Source organism: Litchfieldella anticariensis FP35 = DSM 16096, assembly GCF_000409775.1.
GTDB classification, from domain to species: Bacteria; Pseudomonadota; Gammaproteobacteria; order Pseudomonadales; family Halomonadaceae; genus Litchfieldella; species Litchfieldella anticariensis.
In genome coordinates this window covers 111,434-137,309 of sequence record NZ_KE332377.1, presented here as the reverse complement: position 1 = coordinate 137,309, position 25,876 = coordinate 111,434, and the positions used below count along the sequence as shown (strand labels likewise).

General features: G+C 58.3%; 26 protein-coding genes and 1 other RNA gene. 5 read left to right on the top strand and 22 right to left on the bottom strand.

Translation table 11 applies throughout. The annotated features are described in order from the left end of the window. Positions 1-4 precede the first annotated feature (4 nt). From L861_RS00625 to rsmI, 13 genes are all read right to left on the bottom strand, one after another. Positions 5-937 (bottom strand): D-alanine--D-alanine ligase, encoded by a 933-nt coding sequence (locus L861_RS00625; protein WP_016414587.1) that lies wholly within the window; start codon positions 935-937, stop codon positions 5-7. Next, positions 934-2,346 (bottom strand): UDP-N-acetylmuramate--L-alanine ligase, encoded by a 1,413-nt coding sequence (gene murC / locus L861_RS00620; RefSeq protein ID WP_236617049.1) that lies wholly within the window; start codon positions 2,344-2,346, stop codon positions 934-936. Before murC ends, L861_RS00625 begins: the two co-directional genes overlap by 4 nt. A gap of 58 nt (positions 2,347-2,404) precedes the next feature. Next, complete coding sequence (murG, locus tag L861_RS00615) at positions 2,405-3,460, bottom strand: undecaprenyldiphospho-muramoylpentapeptide beta-N-acetylglucosaminyltransferase (RefSeq protein WP_081645780.1); 1,056 nt, start codon at positions 3,458-3,460, stop codon at positions 2,405-2,407. A gap of 29 nt (positions 3,461-3,489) precedes the next feature. Further along, on the bottom strand, positions 3,490-4,644 hold the full coding sequence (ftsW, locus tag L861_RS00610) for a putative lipid II flippase FtsW (protein WP_081645779.1): 1,155 nt from the start codon (positions 4,642-4,644) through the stop codon (positions 3,490-3,492). A gap of 53 nt (positions 4,645-4,697) precedes the next feature. Beyond that, the gene (gene murD, locus L861_RS00605; protein WP_027947702.1) at positions 4,698-6,086 is read right to left on the bottom strand and encodes a UDP-N-acetylmuramoyl-L-alanine--D-glutamate ligase; all 1,389 of its coding nucleotides are present in this window, start codon (positions 6,084-6,086) and stop codon (positions 4,698-4,700) included. A 46-nt stretch (positions 6,087-6,132) separates the two neighbouring features. Next, complete coding sequence (gene mraY / locus L861_RS00600; protein ID WP_016414582.1) at positions 6,133-7,215, bottom strand: phospho-N-acetylmuramoyl-pentapeptide-transferase; 1,083 nt, start codon at positions 7,213-7,215, stop codon at positions 6,133-6,135. A 9-nt stretch (positions 7,216-7,224) separates the two neighbouring features. Beyond that, entirely contained in the window at positions 7,225-8,595 is a 1,371-nt protein-coding gene (locus L861_RS00595) for a UDP-N-acetylmuramoyl-tripeptide--D-alanyl-D-alanine ligase (protein ID WP_016414581.1), read from the bottom strand. Then, on the bottom strand, positions 8,592-10,115 hold the full coding sequence (locus L861_RS00590) for a UDP-N-acetylmuramoyl-L-alanyl-D-glutamate--2,6-diaminopimelate ligase (protein WP_016414580.1): 1,524 nt from the start codon (positions 10,113-10,115) through the stop codon (positions 8,592-8,594). Before L861_RS00590 ends, L861_RS00595 begins: the two co-directional genes overlap by 4 nt. Positions 10,116-10,162: 47 nt before the next feature. Next, entirely contained in the window at positions 10,163-11,890 is a 1,728-nt protein-coding gene (locus L861_RS00585) for a peptidoglycan D,D-transpeptidase FtsI family protein (RefSeq protein ID WP_016414579.1), read from the bottom strand. Beyond that, positions 11,887-12,210 (bottom strand): cell division protein FtsL, encoded by a 324-nt coding sequence (gene ftsL, locus L861_RS00580; RefSeq protein ID WP_016414578.1) that lies wholly within the window; start codon positions 12,208-12,210, stop codon positions 11,887-11,889. The genes L861_RS00585 and ftsL overlap by 4 nt, the downstream gene beginning before the upstream one ends. Before the next feature lie 9 nt (positions 12,211-12,219). Further along, positions 12,220-13,176 carry a 16S rRNA (cytosine(1402)-N(4))-methyltransferase RsmH gene (gene rsmH, locus L861_RS00575; RefSeq protein WP_016414577.1) on the bottom strand — a complete coding sequence of 319 codons (957 nt, stop codon included), beginning with the start codon at positions 13,174-13,176 and terminating at the stop codon, positions 12,220-12,222. Between the two features lie 66 nt (positions 13,177-13,242). Further along, positions 13,243-13,595: RNase P RNA component class A (rnpB, locus tag L861_RS23550), an RNA gene on the bottom strand. Between the two features lie 34 nt (positions 13,596-13,629). Next, entirely contained in the window at positions 13,630-14,487 is an 858-nt protein-coding gene (gene rsmI / locus L861_RS00570) for a 16S rRNA (cytidine(1402)-2'-O)-methyltransferase (protein WP_016414576.1), read from the bottom strand. Between the two features lie 42 nt (positions 14,488-14,529). Here rsmI and L861_RS00565 point away from each other — a divergent pair, with 42 nt between their 5' ends. Genes L861_RS00565 through L861_RS00550 form a run of 4 tightly spaced genes read left to right on the top strand, consistent with a single transcriptional unit; the run spans position 14,530 to position 17,881 of the window. Continuing rightward, complete coding sequence (locus L861_RS00565; protein ID WP_016414575.1) at positions 14,530-16,332, top strand: penicillin-binding protein activator; 1,803 nt, start codon at positions 14,530-14,532, stop codon at positions 16,330-16,332. Then, positions 16,316-16,684, top strand: a complete 369-nt coding sequence (locus tag L861_RS00560) for a YraN family protein (protein ID WP_016414574.1) — start codon at positions 16,316-16,318, stop codon at positions 16,682-16,684. Before L861_RS00565 ends, L861_RS00560 begins: the two co-directional genes overlap by 17 nt. Positions 16,685-16,706: 22 nt before the next feature. Next, positions 16,707-17,300 carry a phosphoheptose isomerase gene (locus L861_RS00555; protein ID WP_016414573.1) on the top strand — a complete coding sequence of 198 codons (594 nt, stop codon included), beginning with the start codon at positions 16,707-16,709 and terminating at the stop codon, positions 17,298-17,300. 5 nt (positions 17,301-17,305) lie between these two features. Further along, on the top strand, positions 17,306-17,881 hold the full coding sequence (locus tag L861_RS00550; RefSeq protein WP_016414572.1) for a BON domain-containing protein: 576 nt from the start codon (positions 17,306-17,308) through the stop codon (positions 17,879-17,881). Between the two features lie 88 nt (positions 17,882-17,969). Here the strand turns inward: L861_RS00550 and L861_RS00545 are convergent, their stop codons facing one another. From L861_RS00545 to zapE, 8 genes are all read right to left on the bottom strand, one after another. Further along, positions 17,970-18,431, bottom strand: coding sequence for a ClpXP protease specificity-enhancing factor (locus tag L861_RS00545; protein ID WP_016414571.1), 462 nt, complete (start codon positions 18,429-18,431; stop codon positions 17,970-17,972). 64 nt (positions 18,432-18,495) lie between these two features. Further along, a complete protein-coding gene (sspA, locus tag L861_RS00540; protein WP_016414570.1) occupies positions 18,496-19,122 on the bottom strand; it encodes a stringent starvation protein SspA in 627 nt (208 codons plus the stop codon). A 137-nt stretch (positions 19,123-19,259) separates the two neighbouring features. Continuing rightward, positions 19,260-20,027: a cytochrome c1 gene (locus tag L861_RS00535; protein ID WP_016414569.1), complete on the bottom strand. Its 768-nt coding sequence runs from the start codon at positions 20,025-20,027 to the stop codon at positions 19,260-19,262. Then, on the bottom strand, positions 20,027-21,286 hold the full coding sequence (locus L861_RS00530) for a cytochrome b (RefSeq protein ID WP_016414568.1): 1,260 nt from the start codon (positions 21,284-21,286) through the stop codon (positions 20,027-20,029). Before L861_RS00530 ends, L861_RS00535 begins: the two co-directional genes overlap by 1 nt. After that, positions 21,286-21,882 (bottom strand): ubiquinol-cytochrome c reductase iron-sulfur subunit, encoded by a 597-nt coding sequence (gene petA, locus L861_RS00525; RefSeq protein ID WP_016414567.1) that lies wholly within the window; start codon positions 21,880-21,882, stop codon positions 21,286-21,288. Before petA ends, L861_RS00530 begins: the two co-directional genes overlap by 1 nt. A gap of 223 nt (positions 21,883-22,105) precedes the next feature. Continuing rightward, on the bottom strand, positions 22,106-22,495 hold the full coding sequence (gene rpsI / locus L861_RS00520) for a 30S ribosomal protein S9 (RefSeq protein ID WP_016414566.1): 390 nt from the start codon (positions 22,493-22,495) through the stop codon (positions 22,106-22,108). Positions 22,496-22,508: 13 nt separating this feature from the next. Beyond that, the gene (gene rplM, locus L861_RS00515) at positions 22,509-22,937 is read right to left on the bottom strand and encodes a 50S ribosomal protein L13 (RefSeq protein ID WP_016414565.1); all 429 of its coding nucleotides are present in this window, start codon (positions 22,935-22,937) and stop codon (positions 22,509-22,511) included. 249 nt (positions 22,938-23,186) lie between these two features. Further along, positions 23,187-24,371: a cell division protein ZapE gene (gene zapE / locus L861_RS00510; RefSeq protein ID WP_016414564.1), complete on the bottom strand. Its 1,185-nt coding sequence runs from the start codon at positions 24,369-24,371 to the stop codon at positions 23,187-23,189. Positions 24,372-24,557: 186 nt separating this feature from the next. Between zapE and L861_RS00505 the strand changes: the two genes are divergently transcribed. Further along, complete coding sequence (locus tag L861_RS00505; RefSeq protein ID WP_016414563.1) at positions 24,558-25,004, top strand: Z-ring associated ZapG family protein; 447 nt, start codon at positions 24,558-24,560, stop codon at positions 25,002-25,004. A 96-nt stretch (positions 25,005-25,100) separates the two neighbouring features. Here the strand turns inward: L861_RS00505 and L861_RS00500 are convergent, their stop codons facing one another. Then, positions 25,101-25,859, bottom strand: a complete 759-nt coding sequence (locus L861_RS00500) for a Nif3-like dinuclear metal center hexameric protein (RefSeq protein WP_016414562.1) — start codon at positions 25,857-25,859, stop codon at positions 25,101-25,103. Positions 25,860-25,876: the final 17 nt, after the last annotated feature.

Genomic DNA, 25,876 nt, shown 5'->3' with positions numbered 1-25,876 from the left:
AAGATCAGGCTTCCAAAGAGGTATCGAGAATGGCAAGTACCAGTGCGTCGAAATCCAGCCCGGCATAAGCAGCCGACTGTGGAACCAGGCTGTGATCGGTCATACCAGGAATGGTGTTGACTTCCAATAACCAGAACTGTCCTTCGGCATCACGCATCACGTCCACACGCCCCCATCCGTGGCCGCCGATAGCAGCAAAAGCGTGGCGACACAAGGCACCCAATTCGTTCTCCTCGATGCTTGTCAGGCCACATGGCAAATGGTAGAGAGTTTCACTGGATAAGTACTTGGCTTCATAGTCGTAGAAACCATTCGGTACTTCGACCCGAATCGCTGGCAACACCCTGTCACCCAATAGCGACACCGTGTATTCCGCTCCTTCGATGAACCGCTCAGCCATCACCAAGGCATCATACTGTGCTGCTTGCCGATAAGCCGCCTCAAGAGACTCTCGACTATCGACAATACTGATGCCAAGCGTGGATCCCTCATGCACTGGCTTGACGATCAAGGGCAACCCTAGCGACTCGCACACACCCGACCAATCCGCCTCAGCACCAAGAATCATACTTTCCGGCGTCGGCAATCCCAGTGCCTGCCAAACCTGCTTGGTACGTAACTTATCCATGCCCAGCGCTGAAGCCAGCACACCGCTGCCAGTATAGGGAATCCTGAGCAGCTCGAGCGCTCCTTGCAGAGCACCATCCTCACCTCCCCTGCCATGCAGAGCGATGAAGATACGGTCCGGTTGCAAAGCCTCCAGACCAGCAAGACCACCAATTGCCAGGTCGTAGCCATGCACATCGACACCACTGCGCTGAAGCGAAGCCAACACTGCACTGCCACTGATCAGCGACACCTCACGTTCGGCGGAATCACCACCATAGACGACAACCACACGCCCATAATCAGGTTGCCCTGTCACTTGTTGGCTCATAGGACCACCTCATCGAGTTTCAATTGAGCCTGTGCCAGGCGTAAGGAGATCCCACCCACATCACCGGCGCCCTGAGTAATCAGAATATCGCCGGGGCGCAATACCCGAGCCAGCAGGTCCGGCAACTCCGCCTTGCTTTCGACGAACAACGGATCGACTTGCCCACGCTGACGAATCGAGCCCGCCAAGGTACGCCCCTCAGCACCGGGGATGGATGCTTCACCGGCACTATAGACATCCAATAGCAACAGTGTATCGACCCCAGACAACACCTTGACGAAGTCCTCGTAGAGATCTCGAGTACGAGTGTAACGATGCGGCTGGTAGACCATTACCAGGCGCCGCTCCGGCCAACCGGCGCGCACCGCCTTGATGACCATCTCCACTTCCCGGGGGTGGTGGCCGTAGTCATCGACCAGCATCACCTCGCCCTGTCCGATAGGCGCGGCAAATTCGCCGTGCACCTGGAAGCGCCGACCCACTCCAGCGAAACCGGCTAGACCACGCAAGATGGCGTCATCATCGATGCCCGCATCACAGGCAACGGCGATCGCCGCCAAGGCATTCAAGGCATTGTGCTTTCCCGGCATGGCAAGACGCACTTCCAGAGGCGTCATACCATCGGGACGCAAGGCCGTGAACCGTACCTCACCCGCCACTTGAGTGAAATCGACAATGCGGTAATCGGCATCCTCGCTGAAGCCGTAGGTGACGAACTGTCGGTGTACTTGCTCAAGCAGCCCGCGTACATGTTCATCGTCGATGCACAGCACCGCCAGCCCATAGAATGGCAGGTTGTGAAGGAATTCGATGAAGGTGCCCTTGAGTCGCTCGAAGTCACCGCCATAAGTCGCCATGTGGTCAGCATCGATATTGGTGACAATGGCTACCATGGGCTGCAGGTGTAAAAAGGAAGCATCTGACTCGTCAGCTTCGGCAACCAGATAATCCCCTTCACCAAGACGGGCATTGGTGCCGGCACTAGTCAAGCGGCCACCGATCACGAACGTTGGGTCGAGACCGGCTTCGGCCAACAAGGTCGCCGTAATGCTGGTCGTGGTGGTCTTGCCATGCGTGCCAGCCACGGCGATACCGTGTCGGAAACGCATCAACTCGGCTAGCATCTCGGCACGCCGCACTACCGGAACACGATGCTCCTGAGCCCAGCGAATTTCTGGATTGTCCCGATCCACTGCCGTCGACACCACCACGACATCGGCATCCGCGACATTACTGGCGTCATGGCCGATAGCCACCCGAATACCGCAATCGCGCAGATGTTCGACCACCGACGAAAGCTTCAAGTCACTACCACCGACCTGGTAACCCTGATTCATCAGAACCTCAGCGATGCCACACATGCCGACACCACCGATACCGACGAAATGTATGCGCCGAATACGCCGCATGCCCAAGGCGCCAGCCCCCTGCCCACGCTGTCGCCGAGACGACGTCACTGCTTGCTGGTTATCGCTCAAAACCTGTCTCCATACAGCCGTCCACCAGGCGCTGTGTTGCATCGAGCCAAGCCCCGGCTCGCGCCGCCGTTGCCATGGTGGCAAGAATTCGAGGGTCGAGCAGCCTTTCCAGACACTCAGCCAGAGAAGCCGCCGTCATGTTGGATTGCATCATCAGTTCAGCACCGCCTGCTTCGACCAACACCCGCGCGTTAGCCGTCTGATGATCATCCACCGCATGCGGGTATGGAACCAGCAAGGACGGCTTGGCCGCTGCGGCCAGCTCGGCCACGGTCAAGGCCCCCGCACGACACACGACAAGATCGGCCCAATCGTACGCCGCTGCCATGTCATCGATAAAGGCCGATACCTCACTTTGCACGCCATGCTCACTATAGGCCTGACGGGTAACCTCATCCTTGTCACGCCCCGCCTGGTGTCGCACTTCAGGACGACGGGCCTCAGGCAAGCGCGAGAGAGCCAACGGCATCGTCTCGTTCAGTGACAAGGCACCCAGCGAGCCACCCACCACCAGCAAGCGCAAACGGCGCTGCATCTCTACTTGAGTGCGAGGCTTTTCACCCAATGCCGCGATATCGTCACGAACCGGGTTGCCGACCACTTCACTTCGAGTACCGGAAAACGCATCGGGAAACGCTGCATAAACGCGCTTCGCTAGCCGAGCCAGGGCCTTGTTAGTCAGGCCCGCGACAGCATTCTGTTCATGTATCACCAAGGGGCGTCGCGTTAGCCACGCCGCTAGGCCACCGGGACCGCTAGCGAAGCCTCCCAGCCCAATCACGAGTTGAGGGTCGTAATTGACGATCACACGGCGTGCCTGCCAAACCGCTCGCATCAGCCGGAACGGTGCAAGCACCCAACCACTCATTCCCTTGCCTCGCAACCCTGCCACAGAGATACGATGTAATGGAATACCAGCCGCCGGCACCAGCCGGTTCTCGATACCCCGTGGACTGCCTAGCCACTCGACCTGAACGCCCTTGTCGGCCAGAGCCTTGGCCAGCGACAGAGCCGGGATCACATGCCCTCCAGTGCCTCCAGCCATGATCAGGGCCCGCCGCTGTGAGTCGTACGTCACTTGCGAGTTCCTTGTCGAGAAAGAGAAGAGGAAGCGGATGAACTAGCTTTTGGTGCGGCCGGGCTGGCTCGTCTTATCGCCCGGCGGGTTTCTATATCGACACGAAGCAAAATCCCCACCATGATGCTACTGACCAACAAACTGGACCCCCCATAACTGAGTAGTGGCAAGGTCAGCCCCTTGGTTGGCAACATACCGGTACTCACGGCGATATTGATGAAGGCTTGGGAACCGATGATGAAAGCGATGCCGTAGCTGAGATAAGCGGCGAATGGTAGTTGGGCCAGTTCGGCGCGCCGCCCGACCACCAGTGCGCGGTAGATCAGTAGTGCGAATAGAGCTACCACGGCGATGGCTCCGAACAGCCCCAGCTCCTCTGCTATCACCGCGAACACGAAGTCGGTATGCGCTTCGGGAAGGTAAAAGAGCTTCTGAACACTGTTACCCAGTCCCAACCCCAACCAATGACCGCGGCCATACGCGATCAGCGCCTGAGTCAACTGATAGCCACTGGCGAACTGATCCGCCCAAGGGTCAGCGAAACTGGTCAGTCGAGCCAAACGATAGGGCTCGGCAATGGCAACATAAAACCCCAAGGCCGCCACCCCCAGCATCAACATCACGAAGCGGCCGAGGGGGGCACCTGCCATCAACAACATCCCCATCACGCAGCCGGTCATGACTACCACGGCCCCATAGTCGGGCTCGAGAATCAGCAGCAGGGCAATCACCGCCATGACCGCCAGTGGCCGCATGAAGGCACCCCACTCGCGCCGGACCTGCGGCAGAAAGCGTTCCAAGTAACCTGCCATGTAGGTAATCAGGCATAACTTGGCGACTTCGGATGCCTGCAAATTGAAGGGAACGCCGGGAACCGACAGCCAGCGCTTGCTACCATTGATCTCACGACCGACCAATAACACCAGAACCAGCAATGCCATACCCACCAGCAGCAGGAAGGGGCCATTGACCCGCCACCAGGCCAAGGGTACGCGCGTTACCAACAAGGCGGCCAGCAACGATACGATCACGAAGATACCGTGGCGAATACTGAAATAATAAGGATTGCCGGTCAGCCCCGACGCAACTTCCGTCGAAGCCGATGTCACCATTACCCAGCCAATCAGCAACAAGGAGAGGGCAGCGACCATCAACCAGCCATCGCAAGGCTGGTCAAATGCTGGAAATCGTGTCTTGCTGTCGGTCACCCTTGCCTCCCCAGTCGCTCGTGCACCCAGCGACGAAACGTCTCGCCACGTTCCTGGTAATTGACGAACTGATCAAGGCTGGCGCAGGCCGGCGACAGCAACACGCAATCCCCCGATTCGGCAATACTTGCCGCGCGCTCCATGGCTGCGATCAGGTCGGTGACTCGGCAAGTCGGCACCTCATCCTGCAAAGCACACTGCAGCGATTCGGCATCACGCCCGAAGAGTATCGCTTCACGTGCGTAGCGGGCCAATGGCATTGCCAGAGGGGTAAAATCGGCGCCTTTACCCACCCCGCCGGCCAGCAGGATCAGTTTGCCGGACAGTGTTGCTCCCACTCCATCGATAGCTGCCAGCGTCGCACCAACGTTGGTTCCCTTGGAATCGTTGATCCAGATAACTCCCTTCATTTCGGCCACCACCTCACCTCGATGTGGCAACCCCGAGAACCGCTCCAACGCTCCCAGCATCGCCGGCATGGGCAGCCCCAAATGTCTGCCCATCGCAAGAGCCGCCAACGCATTGGCCTGGTTGTGGCGCCCCTTGAGCCGCAGCGCATGGCAAGGTAGCAGCGGCTCGCTGCCGTACATTAGCCAATCGGTTTCACCGCTGCCATCGTCATATTCGGCGACGCCCCATTCATTGTTGAGGGGGGCGTGCGTCGTAAACCGATCCAGTGCCGGCATGCTGACCTCTGGCCAAGTCATGGGATCCTCAGCATTGATCACACCATGCCGAGCACTCCGGAAGATAGATAGCTTGGCAGCGCGATAGCCGCTCATATCGCCATGGCGATCGAGGTGGTCATCGGAGAGGTTGAGAAAAGCCGCTGTCTCGGCACTCAAGCAGGGAGTGGTTTCGAGCTGAAAGCTGGACAGTTCGAGCACATAGAGGTCGGCATCAGGCAGGTCGTGTAGCAGATCCAGTGCTGGGGTACCAAGATTCCCCCCTACCGCCACGTTCCACCCAGCGGCACGCGCCATTTCCCCCAGCAGTGTGGTAACCGTGGACTTGGCATTCGAACCAGTAATGGCAGCGATCGGTGCCTGGCAATCGCGGACGAACAAAGCGATCTCGCCAACCACCAGCGACTCACCGGAAGCATCGTGCACGCGCCCCACGAGGCTATCGAGTCCAGGTGTATCGGGAGCCACTCCTGGGCTGAGCACGACCTCCCCGACTTCACTAAGATCGAGCTGCGTCAGCGGGCCACAATGTATTTCGACATCAGGATGAGCAGCGCGGAAATCGTCCAGCCCTGGAGGAGCGGTACGTGTATCGGCGACCATGTAGGGAACTCCCTTGCGAGTCAGATGCCGCGCGATTGCGCGCCCTGATACACCCAATCCCACGACCAAGGTCACGCCCGCCGGCACCTTATGCATTCCGCCTACCTCGAATCCGTCCCAAGGCTTCACCATACCGCATACATCAACGAATCTTGAGAGTCGCCAGCCCCAGCAACACCAGAACCACGGTAATGATCCAGAATCTGACGATGACTCTCGGTTCCGGCCAGCCTTTGAGCTCGAAGTGGTGATGTAGAGGGGCCATACGGAAGATACGCCGTCCGGTCAGCTTGTAGGAGCCAACCTGCAGGATTACGGACACGGTTTCCATGACGAAAACCCCTCCCATGATGAACAGCACGATCTCCTGGCGCACGATTACCGCGACAACGCCGAGCGCCGCTCCTAGCGCCAGCGCCCCGACGTCGCCCATGAACACCTGCGCGGGATACGTGTTGAACCACAGAAAACCGAGTCCGGCACCGGCAATAGTGCCACAGAAGACACCCAACTCACCGGCACCCTGTATCATGGGAATATGCAGATACTCGGCGAATACTGCATTGCCACTGGCATAGGCGAACACCGAAAGCCCCATCGCCACCATCACGGTGGGCATAATGGCCAACCCATCGAGACCATCGGTAAGGTTGACCGCATTAGAACTCCCAACGATCACCAAATAGGTCAACACCAAGTAGAAAATTCCCAGCGGCAGCACGATATCCTTGAACAACGGTACGATCAGGCTGGTTTCCACCGGTGTCGTTGCGGTCGCATACAAGACCCCCGCCGCTGCCAGGCCAATCGCCGATTGCCAGAAATACTTCCAGCGTGCCGGTAGCCCACGCGGGTTCTTCTCCACCACCTTGCGGTAGTCATCAACCCAGCCGATGGCACCGAAGCCCAGCGTCACGACCAACACCACCCATACATAGTGATTGTCCAAATCCCCCCAAAGCAGGGTACTGATGGCGATCGCCATCAGGATCATCGCCCCTCCCATGGTCGGCGTTCCAGCCTTGGACAGGTGTGACTGCGGCCCATCGTCACGTACTGCCTGTCCAATCTGCCGCTCTACCAGGCGGCGAATCATCGGTGGACCCAACCACAGACACAGCAGCAACGCCGTGAGAGCGCCCAGAATCATGCGCAGGGTCAGGTAATTGAAAACGTTGAAGGCGCTCTGGAAATGCGCCAGAAAATTAGCCAGATAAAGCAGCATGTATCGCGTTCACCTTGATGCGTCACAGCGCAATGCGGTCACCAGACGTTCCATTCCGGCACTGCGCGACCCCTTGACCAGCACGCTGGCTCCGGGCGGTAGATGGTCTCGGGCATGGCGCGCCAGCGCCTCCCAATCCTCGAAATGACATCCTCCCTCCCCAAAAGCCAGTGACGCGGCCTTGGCAGGTGTGCCAAGAGTGGCCAGGACATCGATTCCCAACTGACGAGCATACTGCCCAACTTCGGCATGCAACCGCTCGGTCTCGCTCCCCAACTCTCCCATCGCCCCCAGCAGGCACCACCGAGGGCCAGGCAACTCGGCCAGAAGCTCCAACGCCGCTTTGGCCGCACCGGGGTTGGCATTATACGTATCATCCAATAATTGTGTCGCCTTGATACCTTTCACTACAGTCATGCGACCTGGCAGCGGCTGCAAGGTGGCCAAACCGGCTACCAGTTCACTTTCGGCAAGCCCCATGGCCAAGGCGGCAGCGGCGGCGGCCAACGAGTTGAGCACGTTGTGACGACCGAGCAAGGCCAATTGCACTCGTCCCAACTCCCGACCATCGAACACAAGCGTGAAAGCATAGCGTCCCAACTCGTCGACGACCAGTTCGTGCGCGCTCATTCGCGCCTTGGGCGAAATACCGAAGTCGATCACGTCATGTGCAACGGCCAAATGCTGCCAAACTGAAAAGAAGGCATCATCCCGATTGAGAACCGCTACACCGCCACTAGGTAGACCGGCCAAAATCTCGGCCTTGGCCTGGGCGATTCTCCCCATGCCACCAAACTCACCTACGTGGGCACCGGTGACATTAGTGATCACCGCGACATCCGGCCTGGCCAATGACGTCGTCCAGGCGATTTCACCCAAATGGTTGGCTCCCAATTCGATCACTGCCTGACGATGTGTCGAGTCCAATCCCAATAACGTCAACGGCGCACCGATATCGTTATTCAGATTACCACGCGTAGCTAATGTATTTCCTTGCTGGGCAAGCAAGGCGGCAAGTATCTCCTTGACTGTGGTCTTACCGCTGTTGCCAGTCACTGCTGCCAAGCGACCACCCCACGCCAGACGGCGTGCGTGGCCCAGTAGCCCCAGTGCCAAACGCGTATCGACCACCACCAATTGTGGCAAAGGATCTGCCACCGGGCGCGACACGACAGCAGCCACGGCACCCGCCTCCCGCGCTCGAGCTAGAAAATCATGCCCATCAAAGCGCTCTCCGACCAAGGCGATGAAAAGATCGCCCTCGGCCAGATTCCGGGTATCGCTAATGATACCGGCAACCTGCCGATCGCCACAGGAAGGACAATCGCCTCCCAGCGCCCTGGCCACTTCGCTCAGGGTCTCGAGTCCACAGACACTCATATACTTCCCTCCCGCTGCGAGAGGGCCGATTCGGCTATCGCGACATCCGAGAAAGGATGGCGAACACCGGAGATGTCCTGATAAGACTCGTGTCCCTTCCCGGCAATCAGGATGACATCCTCGACATCGGCCTCAGCAATCGTCCGTTCTATCGCTGCTTGACGTCCGGCGATCACCCAAGCGGCCTGACGAGCACTGGGTGATACCCCCTCGAGAATCTGTTGCCGAATTGCCTCGGCTGGCTCATGGCGCGGATTGTCATCGGTAATTACCAATCGCTCGGCTCTGGCCTCGGCGACCTGCCCCATGAGGGGACGTTTGCCGGTGTCGCGCTCGCCACCACAACCGAATAGGCACCACAAGCGCCCACGCGCTTGGCTCCCACTCCTACCAAGATGGGCGCGCAGTGCTTGCAAGGCATTGTCCAGCGCATCTGGCGTGTGGGCGTAATCGACTACGACACTTGGCAAATTAGCCTTGACGAGCAGTTGCATGCGCCCTGGCACAGGAGTCAGGCGGCCGGCAGCAACTCTCAGGGTCTCCAGACTTTCACCCCGACCATGGAGCACTGCCATAGCCAATAGCACGTTATCCAGGTTGAAGCGTCCCATCAGTGGCAAATCCAGGACGAATTCACCTTCCGGGCCAGCAATCAAGGCACGCTGACCTGACTCATGAGGCAGCCATTCGAGTACTCGCAGCGTGGTGACTTCGTCCTGACCTGTGGCCAATACACGTACACCGGCTCCCAATCCGGCGAGCATCAGGCGGGCGAGTGAATCGTCGGCATTGACCACCGCCAGTTCTAGCTCAGCGCGTTTGAAGAGCTGTGCCTTGGAAGCAGCATAAGCAGCCATGCTGCCATGGTAATCAAGATGATCGCGACTCAGATTGGTGAAAACACCAACACTCAGATGACAGCCTTCCAGGCGTTGCTGTTCGAGAGCATGGGAAGACACTTCCATGGCCACCCGCGTAATGCCATCGGCGGCCATTTCTCCAAGGTAGGCTTGCAAGGCCAGCGGCCCCGGTGTCGTCAGTCCGGCATCCCGCAGATGATCGGGACGCCCATATCCTAAGGTGCCAATCAGACCACACGGGCGTCCCAATGCCTCGCTGAGCGCAGCGATATAGTGGGTGACGGAACTCTTGCCATTGGTTCCGGTAACACCGATCAGTTCGAGGCCATCGGGCACGTCGAACAATAACCGCCCCAACTCGCCTTGCCGCATCTTGAGACCAGGCAGATGCAGAATGCGAGGATTCTCAGCGTCGGCCACTGCAGCACTGTCGTCATGGTGGCAAAGCACCAGAGCCGCTCCAGCGGCCAGTGCCTGTACGATATGATCGCGGCCATCGGTGTGTACACCGGGCACCGCCACGAAAACATCACCGGGAGCCAACTCCCGGCTGTCGAGCACCAGGCGCAATAAGCCTCCGACCGTCACTGGCCAGGTCGCGGTGACTCCAGGCCACAAGCGCTCGAGGCTCTCGATGAGTTGCTGACACTCGACCTGCATTGTGATGCTTCTCCCTGATGATGAACGTCGAGACCGGTACGCCAGTATCATGGCGCGGTCAGTGCCGATTCGTGCTGATCGGGAGGCACATCTAGCAGGCGCAAGGCACTGCCGGCCACCCTTGAGAACACGGGAGCCGCAACGGCACCGCCATAATATTCGTCACCGCGCGGGTGGTCGATCATCACCACAGTGACGATACGCGGATCGGAAACCGGGGCAATGCCGGCGAAGACGCTGCGGTAGGCATCCTCCTGATAGCCTTCACTCGAGGTTTTACGCACTGTGCCGGTCTTGCCCGCCACACGATAGCCAGGCACCATGGCACGACGTGCGCCAGTCCCTGGCTGAACGACCTGCTCCAGCATTCGCAGCAGATCGTTCGCCACTTCAGGGGCAATGGCGGGTATCCCCTCGGGTGACTCGGAGAGCTTCAACAGCGACGGGGGTAAACGTCGACCACCATTGGCAATGGTGGTATAGGCACTGGCCAACTGTAGGGCGGATACCGATAGACCATAGCCATAGGCTAGAGTCGCACGCTGGCTATCCGACCAGTACACCGGTGCCGGCAAGCTACCCGATGCCTCTCCCGGAAAGCCGGTGCCCAGCGCCTGTCCTAGCCCTAGCTCCTGATACTTGTCCACCACTGTGGTTGCGCCGAGTTCCAGCGCAATACGCGTCATACCAATATTCGACGATTTCTCGAGAATTCCGGCGAGCGTCAAATCCCCATAGTTACGAAAATCACGAATGGTGAAACGGTTGTCGAGGCGCATCCAACCAGGGGACGTATCCACCACGGTATCGGGTTCGAATTCACCGCTTTCCAGGGCAGCCGACATGGACAATGGCTTCATCACCGAACCAGGTTCGAAGACATCGACGATCGCCTGGTTGCGCAACCCCCGGGGGTCCAGGCCGGTACGATCGTTGGGATTGTAGGAAGGTTGATTGGCCATCGCCAACACCTCGCCGGTACGGGCATCCATCATTACCAATGTCCCACCATCGGCATCATGCTCGGCCACTGCCGCCTTGAGTTCGCGGTAGGCCATATATTGCAGGCGCTGATCGATGGCCAGCACGAGATCGCCACCAGGCTTGGCTTCACGTAGCAGGTGCAGATCGCGCACCAAACGCCCCTTGCGATCCTTGAGCACCCGGCGCTGACCGGGGGTACCTGCCAAGTAGGAGTGGTAGGCCAGCTCGAGCCCCTCCTGCCCTTGGTCGTCGACGTTGGTCACACCAAGCAACTGGGCTGTGACTTCACCGGCGGGGTAGTAACGCTTGTATTCGTTCTGCGAGTAGACACCGGGTAAATCCAGGTCAAGCACCTGCTGAGCGGCTCTGGGTGTCATCTGGCGTCGCAGATACATGAACTCGCGTTCACTGAAGCGCTCGACCCTGGCATTGAAGTCGTCCAGGTCCAGACCCAATGCCCGAGTCAGCATCAGTCGCTGAATATTGTCGGGTGGTAGCTCCTGGGGGTTGGCCCAAAGGCTGACGACCGGCGTGGAAATCGCCAGCGGTTCGCCATGACGATCAGTGATCATGCCGCGGTGGGCACTGATGGGTTCAACGCGCAGGGTACGCGCATCCCCTTGTCCCTGCAGAAAAGAACGATCGATGACATGCAAATCGACAATGCGACCCATTAGCAGGCCTAACGCCAATACCACCAGCACCAAAATGAATACGTAGCGCCCACTGCCCAGCGGTTGCATAGGGGGTGGCCGGCGAGAAGTCACCGCTTCACGAACATCGGCTTTCATGGCCGAATGACCTCTACTTCACTGACATCCGGTACCCGCATTTCGAGACGCTCAGTGGCCAGCCGCTCGATTCGCGCCGGTGACGACCAGGCACTTTCCTCCAGCAACAATTGCCCCCATTCAGTCTGCAATTGATTCTGCTCACGCTCGAGACGCTGTAGGCGCGCATACTGCTCACGGGTCAAATGGCTGGCGGTGATCACTGCCATTGCACTGGCCAACACCAATAGCACCAACACCGCCACCACGAGCAGCCGCCACTTCGAACGAGCTCCGAAATGCCAGTCGCTGGTGAGAATGAAGGAACGTCCCTGATTCATGACTAGACCTCAAACGCGTTTGCGCGCGACTCGCATGACGGCGCTGCGAGCGCGGGGGTTGGCGTCTATCTCCTCGGAGCCCGGGCGCTGAGCCTTACCCATTGGCTCGAGGCGCCTGACAATTTGATCGTCTCGAACCGGAATGCCGCGTGGCAAGTGCATATCGCCTCGGACGTGATCGCGAATAAACCGTTTGACACGTCGGTCTTCAAGCGAGTGGAAGCTGATCACCACCAGATGCCCACCGGGGGCAAGCGCCTCAAGTGCTGCATCTAGCGCAGCATCGAGTTGCTCGAGTTCACCATTGATATGAATGCGCATTGCCTGGAACGCACGCGTTGCCGGGTGCTTGCCCTTTTCCCAAGCGGGATGAGCCACCTTGATCACCTCGGCTAGATCCTGGGTACGCTCAAAGCCTCGCTCGCGACGTCTCTCAACGATAGCCCTGGCAAGACGTTTGGCGAAACGCTCTTCTCCGTATGTCTTGAAGACCCACGCGATATCTTCAGCACTGGCCTTGGCCAGCCAATCGGCAGCGGTTTCCCCACGGGTTGGGTCCATGCGCATATCAAGCGGCCCATCACGCAGAAAACTGAAGCCACGCTCGGGGTCATCGAGCTGTGGCGACGACACCCCGATGTCGAGCAGAATTCCGGACAGTCTGCCATGCAAGCCATGTCGCTCGGCCAACGCTCCCAGGCGAGCGAACTCCCCTTGCTCGATAGTGAAGCGAGGATCTTCGATGGTACGGGCCTCGGCCAGCGCCTGGGGGTCGCGATCGACAGCTAACAGCCGCCCTTTCGGCGCCAGACGTTCGAGAATCGCCCGCGAATGACCACCTCGACCGAAGGTACCATCCAGATAAGCTCCGGCTGGGTCATGTACCAAGGCCTCCACGGCTCCGTCTAGCAGCACACTGGCATGGCGATAAGAGGCGGAAGACGAAGCGGTTTCGGATGGCGACATGCGGTACTCGAAGAAGGCGGCAAACGATAATGAAGCAGTCGAAAATGCTTCAGGCTCGAAACATGAGGGGGGAGTCGGCCGGTAAGCCGGGTTCTGTCGTGGACAGTCATTCATCTAGGAACCGCGTCACCACGGTCCTCCAGCGACCTACCCGAACCCAGCGCGGGCCACGCCCATGGGTTCCTATTTGGTCTTGCTCCAGGTGGGGTTTACCGTGCCACGCACTGTTACCAGGCGCGCGGTGCGCTCTTACCGCACCCTTTCACCCTTACCGGCAGCCGAAGCTGCTTAGGCGGTCTGCTCTCTGCTGCACTTTCCGTCGGCTCACGCCGCCCAGGCGTTACCTGGCACCCTGCCCTATGGAGCCCGGACTTTCCTCCCCCGACAACCAGGTCGGCGGCGACTGTCAGGCCAACTCCCAGCAGCGAAGAATAACAGTGCTGCGAAGCCCCCTCAAGCACCGTCCTTGAGTGCCTGGGCTCGCTCATACCAGCTTTTCTTGGCTCCACCCAGTACTCGCGCCGCGACTCCAGCGACCTGTTTGACGCCCAGTCCCTCGGCGAGCAAGGCCGATAGCAGTGCCGAAGCGTCAATATCGCTGCGGCTCTCCTCGGCTCGAGGTGGAGTACCAGCAATCATTACCACGAACTCACCGCGAGCCTGATCGGGGTCATCGTCCATGGTGGCCAGCAAATGGCCGGCATCGCCCTCCAGAAACGTCTCGAAGGCCTTGGTAAGTTCGCGTCCCAACACCAAGTGGCGCGAACCGAAGAGTGTGCCTATATCCTGCAAGGTATCGCGGATGCGATGCGGCGACTCATAGAACACCAGGGTCTCATCACGCGCTACCAGCGCCTCGAGCCGTGCTCGCCGTGCACCTCGCTTGGCAGGCAGGAAGCCACTGAACAAGAAACGATCGGTCGGCAAGCCTGCCGCCGACAGAGCCGTCACCAAGGCGCAAGGCCCGGGAATGGGAACGACACGATGCCCCAGCCGACGCAGCTCGCGCACCAGCACGAAGCCCGGATCACTGATCAGAGGCGTACCCGCATCGCTAATCAAGGCGACATCGTCCCCGGCACTCAAGCATCCGGCAATTCGATCGACACGACTCGCCTCATTATGCTCATGCAACGAGAGCAAAGGACAAGTCACTCCGAGATGGCGTAATAGGCGTGCACTATGCCGAGTGTCCTCTGCCGCCACCAGTGAGACTGCACCAAGTACTTGTGCTGCACGGGGCGATAGGTCATTGAGATTCCCAATCGGCGTGGCGACCACGTACAATGCCCCGTAAGCTGAATCTGTCATTGTGATTCCGAAAGCCAGTTATCGAGATTAGGGATGAGATTGATGGAAAAATCGCGACGCGGCCTAGTCGCCGCCGCCCTGTTGGCGCTGCTGGTAGCAGGCTGCGCACCAATGGATATGGTCGAGCGTGTCACCGAACCTGAACCGACCGAACTACTGCAGAAAGCCGAGGGGCAAGCCCCCCAGCAAGCGGCAGGTACGCGCTTAAAGGCGGCGGATATTCTAGCACAGCGCGGCCAGACGCAGCAGGCACTCGACATCGTCAGCGAGCTTGATGTCAAGCTTCTATCCCCCGAGGGACGTGTTCGCTGGGCACTACTATTTTCTGAGCTGGCATTCGACCACGATGACCCCTGGAGTGTCATCCAGGCTACTCAAATACTGGACGAGGATCTTCCCTTTTCACAGGAGCAGCGCCTCACCCTCCGTTACCGGCAAGGGCTGGCACTAGGCATGGTCGGTGAATCGCTAGCGGCCAGCGAAGCATTGCTCCAGGTCCAAGCTGCTACCGACAGCACCGAGCTCAATGACACAATCTGGAAGCAGCTTACGCGACTCGGACGCTCAGCGCTGGACAAGCTGGGACGCGATCCTGCCGAGCTGACCGCTGGCTGGCTATCGCTAGTCGAGCTGCAACGTCGAAACAGTAGTGATATCGAGCGCCTCTTTCGCCAGTTCGAGGAGTGGCGTGAACGCAATAGCGGCCACCCCGCCGCCCGTCGCCCCCCCTCAGACTTGATGGCGCTTCGCGAACTGCGAGGCCGAGAGGTCCGCCGTATTGCCATTTTCCTACCGGAGTCCGGCCCACTGGCCAATGTGGCCCAACAGATCCGCGAGGGCATCCAAACGCGCCACATGCAAGCCGTCAACCAAGGGGAAACCACGCCTCAACTCACCTTCTTCGATTCCAGTAACGGCAACCTGGAAAGCCTCTATGCAGAAGCCAACATGGCGGGCGCCCAAGTCGTGATCGGACCCCTCGACAAGGAACTGGTCACCGAACTGGAAAACCGCGATAGCGTCCCACTGCCAACTCTGGCATTGAACTATGGACATGGAGAGCGCAATAACGCCCGCAATCTTTACCAGTACGGCCTATCCGCCGAGGACGAAGCACGCCAGGTAGCACGTCGTGCTTATACCGACGGTCATCGCCGTAGTGCCATACTGGTTCCCAACAACGAATGGGGCTGGCGTGTGGAAGAAGCGTTCCGTCAAGCATGGCTCGAGCAAGGGGGTGAAGTCGGCTCCACGATTCGCTACAACCCGCAGGCGACAGTTACCAGTGCCGTGAAGCCTCTGCTCAATGTCAGTGGGGAGCGCGCCCGTCTCGACGGCATCGATATGCTGTTCCTGCTCGCCCTGCCCAGCTATGCTCGTCAGGTGCCACCCACGCTGGATTATTACTATGCCAGCAACCTACCGATTTATGCGACCTCACACCTCTACGAGGGACGCCCACGTCCGCGGGACGATCATGACCTCAACGACGTGCTGTTCGTTGACATTCCCTGGCTGATCCCCGATGCCGCGGTTGGTGGCGAGGAAGCGCTACCCTTTTTGACCAGCTACCAGGAATTGCGCGGAAATAATGATCCCGCTTTGCTCAAATTGACCGCCATGGGGGTCGATGCCTATGAACTGGGACGCCGTCTACCACAGTTCCAGACCATCCCCGGCAGCGAACTGTTCGGTGCCACCGGCACCCTGAGCGCCACCAGCGACGGACGTATCCAACGTCATCTCCCTTGGGCACGCTTCATTGATGGGATCCCGCAACCGCCCTTACGCAACGAGCTATTGCTCGACGGACTGAGCGGGGTACTGGATGACCAAGACGACTGACGCTCGCGCCCGTGGCGCCGCCGTCGAACAGGCGGCAGCGTCATGGCTGTCCACACGGGGCTTGACCCTCGTCGCCCACAACCAGCACGCCAAGGGCGGAGAACTGGACTTGGTTATGCGCGACGGCAATATTCTGGTCTTCGTCGAAGTCAAGCACCGTACCAATACACGGCATGGCCATCCGTTGGAGATGGTCACGGCCAGCAAACAGCGGCGCCTAATCAAGGCAGCGCGTTTTTATCTCCACCGCAACGGATTATCATGTCCGTGCCGCTTCGATGTCGTTGCCGCGACCGGCCATGCTCCTGACTTGGACTTCGTCTGGGTCCAAGCGGCATTCGAAGCGTTCTGACGGCCATAGGACCCGCAAGCCAATGGATTTCCAATCACGCATTCTCGAGCACTTCAACGCCAGCATCGATACCAAGACCTATGCCAGCGAAGTACTCCCACCCTTCATCGAAGTTGCCAGCCAGATGATGGTGCAGTGCCTAGTCAACGAAGGAAAGATTCTCGCCTGCGGCAACGGCGGTAGCGCCGGTGATAGCCAGCATTTTTCTTCGGAACTGCTCAACCGCTTCGAACGCGAGCGTCCCAGCCTGCCAGCCTTGGCGCTGACGACCGACACCTCAACGCTGACATCGATTGCCAACGACTACAGTTACAACGAGGTTTTCTCGAAGCAGATCAGAGCATTGGGACAACCCGGCGATATCCTGTTGGCAATCTCGACCAGCGGCAACTCCGCCAACGTCGTGCAAGCCATCCAGGCCGCCCACGACCGCGACATGGCCATTGTTGCCCTGACCGGCCGTGACGGAGGCAATATGGCCTCGCTGCTGGGCCAGGATGACTGCGAGATTAGGGTGCCCGCCACCTCTACGGCCCGCATTCAAGAGGTACATTTGCTGGTGATCCACTGCCTCTGCGATCTGATCGACGAACAACTCTTTGGTAGTAGCGAGTAATGACTATGAAAAAAGGATTCTTCACTCCCGCTATCCTGGGACTGGCTCTCGCCATCGGTGGTTGTACTTCCATCACGAGCGCCACACATCAAGGACCCATCGACGAGAATTACGGTGAACGCACCTTTGGCAGCCAAGTCGAGGACCAGAGCATCGAGACCAAGATCAGCCACAATCTTGGCAGCCAGGACGCGCGATTCAACGATGCTCACGTCAATGTCGACAGCTACAACGGTATCGTGTTGCTTAGCGGTCAAGTGCCTAGTCAGGAACTCAAAGACAAGGCCATGAGCATCGCCCAGGACGTGCGCAATGTTCGCCAGGTGCATAATGAGTTGACTGTGGCTGCCAATGCGCCAATTGCCCAACGCACTACCGACACATGGGTCACGGCCCGTATCCGCACCCGCCTGATCGCCAATGAAAATATCGATGCTGGGCGCATTCGGGCCGTCACCGAGAATGGCAGTGTCTATCTGATGGGCCTGGTCACCCACGCAGAGGGAGATCGCGTTGTCAGTGCCATTTCCGACATCGGTGGGATACAGCGTATCGTCAAAGTGTTCGAATACATCGATTGAACACTTTCTGACATTGGCTCGAAAACACAGAACGGCAGGCCGTATGGCCTGCCGTTCTGTGTATCCGCTCTCTTGCGAGAACCGTGCCTCATTTGATGACGCGCAGCGATGGACGCCCCTTGGGTGGCACTGTCTCTTCGTCACGCTCAGGAGCGCTCTCTTCACTATCCACGCTGGACAGTGCCGGGCGCTCCTGCTCAGCATCAACTTCACTTGAGGGTTCGACATATCCCGGCATCACGGGTTCGTGACCAAATACCATCCCTACTCCGTTCTCGCGCGCATAAAGCGCTATCAATGCTTCCAAAGGCACCACAACCTGCATGGGTTGCCCACTGAAACGTGCACTGAAGGTGATGGCTTCATTTTCCATGAATAGATCGCGAACCGCTGTCGGAGCGATATTAAGCACGATCTGGCCATTCTGTACAAACTGTTCCGGCACCACTACGCCATCGCGCTCGGCATCGACAACGATATAAGGGGTCTGATCGTTGTCCAGTAGCCACTGATAAAGGGCCCTGGCGAGATAAGGGCGACTCGAAAGCATGGCCAGTCCCTCCTCTTTGGGGTCGTTTCAGCAGAAAGAGGATACTCCTTCTGCCATGACGGATTCAGGTACGCATTTCGCGTTCGGTTTCCGATAGCGCGGCCTTGAAGGCATCACGAGAAAAAACTCGCTCCATGTATGCCATCAACGGCTTGACCTGCTTCTCGGGCAATTCAATTCCCAGCGCCGGCAAACGCCACAACAGCGGAGCCAGGCAGCAATCCACCAACGAGAACTCCTCACTCATGAAGTACGGCATATCCTCGAAGATTGGTGCAATCCCCACCAGACTCTCACGCAGCTCCTTACGCGCCTTTTCAGCATCCTTCCTGGCACCGTTTTGGATCTGTTCGACCAGAGGGCACCATTCACGCTCGACGCGATGCATCCATAGCCGACTCTGCGCACGCGCTACCGGATAAACTGGCAACAACGGTGGATGCGGGAACCGCTCGTCCAGATACTCCATCATCACTTTGGATTCATAGAGCACCAGATCGCGATCGAGCAGGGTCGGTACGCTGTTGTAAGGGTTGAGGTCCGCCAGCTCCTCAGGATGATTGTCTTCCGTAACATCCAGGATGTCGACAGCAACACCCTTCTCCGCCAAAACGATACGTACGCGATGACTGAAGTGATCATCGCTGCCGGAGTAAAAGGTCATCGACGACCGCTTGGCCACTACACCCATGAAACAATCCTCGCATCAATTCGAGGCCATGATGATAACACGACACGACCCATTTCGGGTGTATCGCCATCACCCTGGCATAAACATGGGGCGCATGACCCCAAGGCCACACGCCCCACACCGAAACGCCTGACGTATCAGTGAATATCGCGCCAGTATTCACGCTTGAGCAGGTACGCAATGACACCGAAGATGAAGATGAAGATCAACACCTTGGGGCCCAGCGCCTGCGCCTGCAGTTTAGACGGCTCTCCAACGTAGGCCAGGAAATTGGTCAGATCATAGACCGCCTCCTCGAACTCCGCTGGCTCCATCTGTCCCGGCTCCGTCACCTGCAATACCTCGCAGGACTGATACTTGCCGGTCAATGGATCGAGTTCGGCATCACCAACCGGATGATCGCTCTGTGCGCACACCATCTCCTGCACGCCCTGCAAAGGTTCGAGCACATTTGGCATGGCTACCAAGTCGAAAACGGCGTTATTGACTCCTGTAGGCCGCTCCGGGTCCTTGTAGAAGCTGAGCAGGTAGGAGTAGATCCAGTCGGTACCACGCAGACGGCTATGCAAGGTCAGATCGGGCGGCGCGGCACCAAACCAATCTTCGGCACTCCCCTCGGCCATGGCATTGCGCATCTGGTCATTGAAAGCCAGATCGGAAGAGAAGATCAGGTTCTCTTCAACCAGATCCTGTGGCATACCCAGGTCCTCGGCAGCACGTGCGAAGCGCTGATGCTCCAGAGAGTGACAGCCCATGCAGTAATTGACATACAACTGCATACCACGCTGCAAGGACGCCTTGTCATCCAGGTCCGGTGTCATCGAATACGGCAGATGAGCCTCTGCCGCCGCTAAAGCCGTGAAAGGCACCAGCGCAAACAGCAGTGCGAACAGTTGCTTTTTCATTAGCCAGTCACCCTTTCCGGAACGGGTTTGGTTTTCTCAAGCCGGGTATAGATCGGCATCAGCAAGAAGAAGGCGAAATACACAGCCGTGCAGATCTGTGCCACTAGCGTTCGTCCACCGGTAGCCGGCAGCACACCAAGCACACCAAGAATCACGAAGCTGATGGCGAATAACGCCAGCATGATGCGCGAGAACCAACCCTTGTAACGCATGGAGCGTACCGGACTGCGATCCAGCCAAGGCAGTACGAACAGGATCGCGATCGCCGCTCCCATCAACACCACACCCCAGAACTTGGAGTCAAGGCCAAACAACGAGAACGTCACGGCGCGCAGGATCGCGTAGAAGGGCGTGAAATACCATACCGGCGCGATATGGTCGGGTGTCTTCAACGGGTCCGACGGTTCGAAGTTTGGCTTCTCGATGAAATAACCACCACCTTCAGGAAAATAGAAGATCACCGCGCAGAACACGAACAGGAAGACCGCGACACCAAAAAGATCCTTGACGGTGTAATAAGGATGGAACGGAATGCCATCCAGCGGCTGACCAGCCTCATCCTTCTTGTCCTTGATCTCGATCCCATCGGGATTGTTGGATCCCACTTCATGCAAGGCAATCAAGTGCAGGACGACCAAGCCCAGGATCACGATCGGCAAGGCCACCACATGCAGAGCGAAAAAGCGGTTCAGAGTGATTCCTGAAATCAGGTAGTCGCCACGGATCCACTGCGTCAACTCTGCCCCCACGACGGGAATCGCCGAGAACAGCGAGATGATGACCTGAGCTCCCCAGTAGGACATTTGTCCCCAAGGCAGCAGGTAGCCCATGAAGGCCTCGGCCATTAGTGCCAGATAGATCGTCATGCCGAAAACCCACACCAGTTCTCGCGGCGCCTTGTAAGAGCCATACATCAAGCCGCGGAACATGTGCAGATAAACCACGACGAAGAAGGCCGATGCACCAGTGGAATGCATGTAGCGAATCAGCCAACCGTACTCGACATCACGCATGATGTACTCGACGGAGGCGAATGCGCCCTCTGCGGTGGGATTGTAGCTCATGGTAAGCCAGACACCGGTGAGGATCTGGTTGACCAACACCAGTAGCGCGAGCGAGCCGAAGAAGTACCAGAAATTGAAGTTCTTGGGTGCGTAATACTTGGACAGATGATCCTGCCACATCTGAGTAGCGGGAAAGCGGTCATCGACCCAGCGCATGAAACCGCTTTCTGCCTTGACGCGATTCGGGTTACCCATCAGGCAGTCTCCTCGTCTTCGCCAACCACGATGATGCTGTCGCTTTCATAGCGATACGGCGGCACTTCCAGATTCAGAGGCGCCGGCACGCCAGTGAATACGCGCCCAGCCAAATCGAAACGCGAGCCATGGCAGGGACAGAAATAACCACCCGGCCAGTTACCGCCAAGATCAGCAGCACCGGGCTCAGGGCGAAAAGTAGGCGAGCACCCCAGATGGGTACAGATACCGATCAGCACCAGATATTCGGGTTTGATCGAGCGCAACACGGGGTCTACATAACTCGGCTGCTGGGGTTCGGCAGACTCAGGATCGCGCAGGCGCGAGGGGTCTATTTCCTTGATCCGCTCGACCATGGAATCGTCGCGGCGCACCATCCATACCGGTTTGCCACGCCACTCGACCGTCATCTGCTGCCCAACCTCGAGTTTGGAAACATCAGCCTGGACGGGGGCCCCCGCCGCCCTCGCTCTGGCGCTGGGCTGCCAGGAAGCCACAAAGGGAACCGCAACCCCGACGGCACCTACCGCACCCACGACGGTGGTAGCACCCACGAGGAAACGGCGCCGCCCCTTGTTTACGCCGTTGTCTGCCATCTTATGATTTCTCCCATCGAATGACCCGCTACTTTATCGCGAAAAGGTATCCCGCGATCTACGGATACAAAATGATGGTTATGGTAAGAAAAGGTGAGTACGAACACAAGGTCAAAAGGTGCTTGACCTAAGTGGTATACACCCCCCAACCCATTGAATTACAAATAAAAAAGCGCCCAGACCCCACAGGCCTGAGCGCTTTTTCCACGCTGTTCTTGCGTAATTAACGCTTGGAGAACTGCGGACGACGACGCGCCTTGCGCAGGCCGACCTTCTTACGCTCGACCTCACGCGCATCGCGAGTTACGTAACCGGCGGCACGCAACGGCTTGCGGAAATCTTCATTGTATTCCATCAGAGCACGGGTAATGCCGTGACGAATGGCGCCAGCCTGAGCTGAACCACCGCCGCCCTTGACGGTAACATAGACATCGAACTGACCGAGAGTCTCGGTAAGCTCCAGCGGCTGACGTACGACCATGCGTCCGGTCACACGGCCGAAATAGTCGTTCAAGTCGCGGCTATTGACGACGATCTTGCCGGTGCCCGGCTTGAGGAACACACGGGCAGTGGAAGTCTTGCGGCGCCCGGTACCGTAATACTGCTGTGTCATGGCGTAATATCCCTTAGAGATTCAGTTCTTGCGGCTGCTGGGCGGCATGCGGGTGCTCGGCACCGGCATAGACCTTGAGCTTGGAATACATGGCGCGACCCAACGGTCCCTTCGGCAACATGCCTTTAACGGCAGACTCGATGATCCGCTCGGGAGCATGATCGATCATCTTCTCGAAATTCATGGAACGCAGGCCACCCGGGTAACCGGTGTGACGATAGTAGTTCTTGGCCTGAGCCTTGTTACCTGTCACCTTCACCTTCTCGGCATTGACCACCACGATGTAATCGCCGGTGTCGACATGCGGAGTGTATTCCGGCTTGTGCTTGCCACGCAGGCGGCGAGCGATTTCGGTAGCCAGACGACCGAGCGTCTTGTCCGTGGCGTCGACGACGAACCAATCGCGCTGGACGGACTGCGGCTTAGCACTGAACGTCTTCATGGATGAATCACCAAAATTAGTGTGTTGGGTCTTGTACACGACAGCCTTGACTGCCTGTACGTAACCATCCCTATTTTTCTTGGTTGCACTGCTTTGCCACCGGCAAGAAACAGTGCAACGGTCGAGCGAGCGCGCATTGTACACGACCAGGCACCGACGAGGCAACGCTGTCGCGCAAGCCATCGCTACCATCGCCCTCTCCTGTGGCAACGGTTCTTCAAAGCTTATGGCTTCCGGACGGAGTCCGGGTCAGGGCTTGTGCGGCAACGCCAGGTACTCATGCGACTGCATTTCCCTGAGTCGCGATAACGTGCGTTCGAATTCAAAGGACAGGTTGCCTTCGCTATAGAGCCGTTCTGCCGGCGCTTCGGCAGACATCAACAGCTTGACACCTCGATCATAGAACTCATCGACCATGTTGATGAAACGCCGCGCCTGGTCGTCGGCCCCCCGTCCCATGCGGGTGACGTTGGACACCAACACGGTGTGAAATTCACGCGCCAGCTCGATATAGTCATTCTGGCTGCGGGGTCCATCGCAAAGCTCACGAAACTCGAACCACACCACATCGTCGTGAACTCGGCGAGAGGTAAGCAGACGGCGATTGATCTCTATGGGCACTTCAGCCTCACCTTCAGCCCCAGCGATACTACGAAAACTGCGTGACAATTCAGCCTCGGCGGCGGCATCCAGTGGCGAATGGAAAATCTCGGCATGCTTCAGCGCCCTGAGCCGGTAATCGACGCCGGAATCGACATTGACCACTGCGCAATGACGTTTGAGCAGGTCGATGGCTGGCAAGAAACGTGCCCGCTGCAAGCCATCCTTGTAGAGATCGTCCGGAACGATGTTCGAGGTGGCGACCAACACCACACCACGCTCAAACAATGCCTCGAGCAAATTGGCCAGGATCATCGCATCGGTAATGTCCTTGACGAAGAACTCGTCGAAACAGATGACTCTTGCCTCGGAGGCAAACTTGGCGGCGATCAGCTTGAGCGGATTCTTCTCACCTTTATAGTGTTCCAGCTCGTTGTGCACGCGCTGCATGAAACGGTGGAAGTGAGTTCTCATCTTGTCCGGGAATGGCAAGGTCTCGTAGAAAGTATCCACCAAGTATGTCTTGCCACGCCCGACCCCACCCCAGAAATAAAGCCCTGTGACCGCAGGTGGTCCTTCATATGGCGATGGCAACTTCTTTCCGAACAACCCAGCCATGCGTGACTTGAGCCCCTTGCCGACAGTCACTGCTCTGGGTGTCGAGCGTGGCATCACCAACAAATCGTCGAAAAGGCGTTGCAGGTGTTCGACGGCTTGCTCCTGCGCGGCATCGTACTGGAAATCGTCGCGCTCAAGATCGGCACGGTAACGTGCCAACGGCGTCGTCGGCTTGGCGATATCGTGGGAACTCGAAGATGTCGTTGTCGCGCTCATGGCGTCTTGGCTACCTCGGCGTCTGCTCGGCGAGCTGCCATTATACGTTCCCAACCAGTGTTTCGCATGTAACGGCGATGCCTAACGCATTGACCTAGGTCTTGCCCTCCCCCATATAATGGGGCCGCCAGTGTGGCGCCCAGAGCATGACGACAGCCTCTGGGAACAGCATCGAAGGGGAACAACGTGTACGAGAGTAACATCGACTGGATTCTGGCGATTGTCAGCGGCCTTGCCGGCATCGGCATCGGCGCCCTCGGCTATCACTTGCTCAATGCCAATGTGGCGCGTAACCAGAAGGTCCGTCAGCGCCTCGCCGAAACCGAGCTGGAACTCAGCCAAGTGAAGGACTCGCTGAACGATCATTTTGCCAGAGCCGCCGATCTGGTCAGCAGCATCCAGCGACAAAGCCAGGAACTCGAACAGCAACTCGCCCAAGGGGCGGAACAGCTGTGCGACGACTTGCAAATCAGACGCCGTTTTGCCAGCTCCTCTCATGAGGACGCCGAGAGCACGACCGAATCCCCCACTATGCCCCGCGACTATGCCGATGGCGACCACGGTACCCTCGCCGAAGATTTCGGCCTGCGTCGCGGCGAGGAGGAACCCGCCGCTCAACCACCTAGATACTGATATTCACGCTATCGCCATGCCTGTGCTATCGCCAACTCTGGAGGGCCGGCGAACGAAAGCCGAACATGTTTCAGACATGGGCGGCTTCAGGCATGACTAGGCAGGATTATCAATATCCACAAACCTGTGCGTCACACCGAATTCACTGGCCAGCCACTCACCCAAGGCCTGCACTCCATAGCGCTCTGTGGCATGGTGACCAGCAGCCAGGTAGCTAATACCCATCTCTCTGGCCAGATGCGTGGTCCGCTCGGAAATCTCACCGGAAACAAAGGCAGTGGCTCCAGCCTCGAAGGCTGACATGATCATGTCCTGCGCCCCTCCAGTACACCACGCCACACGCTCGATCTCCCCAACGCCTCCGTCGATCAACAAGGGCTCTCGTGACAGGCACTCATCGATATGAGCCGCCAAACCCCAACTATCCATGCTGCGCGGAGGGCACCCCAGCCACAATAGCCCTTCTCCCACTTCCCCATCGGCACAACCTTCTACCGTAAAATCCAGGCACTTCGCCAGCTGCGCGTTGTTACCCAACTCCGGATGCGCATCCAGTGGCAAGTGATAGGCCAATAGGTTGATATCATGCGCCAGCAGTGTCGCCAAACGCTGACGCTTCATGCCAGTGACCGCTACCGGTTCGTTTTTCCAGAAATAGCCGTGATGCACTAGCACCAGATCAGCATCCCAGGCCACTGCTTCATCAAGTAAGGCCTGACAAGCCGTGACACCGCTTAGCACGCGCGCGACACGCTTATTTCCCGAAACTTGCAGCCCATTGACGGTGTAGTCCTTGAATCGCTCGACCCGCAGCAATGCATCGCAAGCTCGTACCAGTTCATCACGGGATATCATCGGTTACCCCCTCCGGG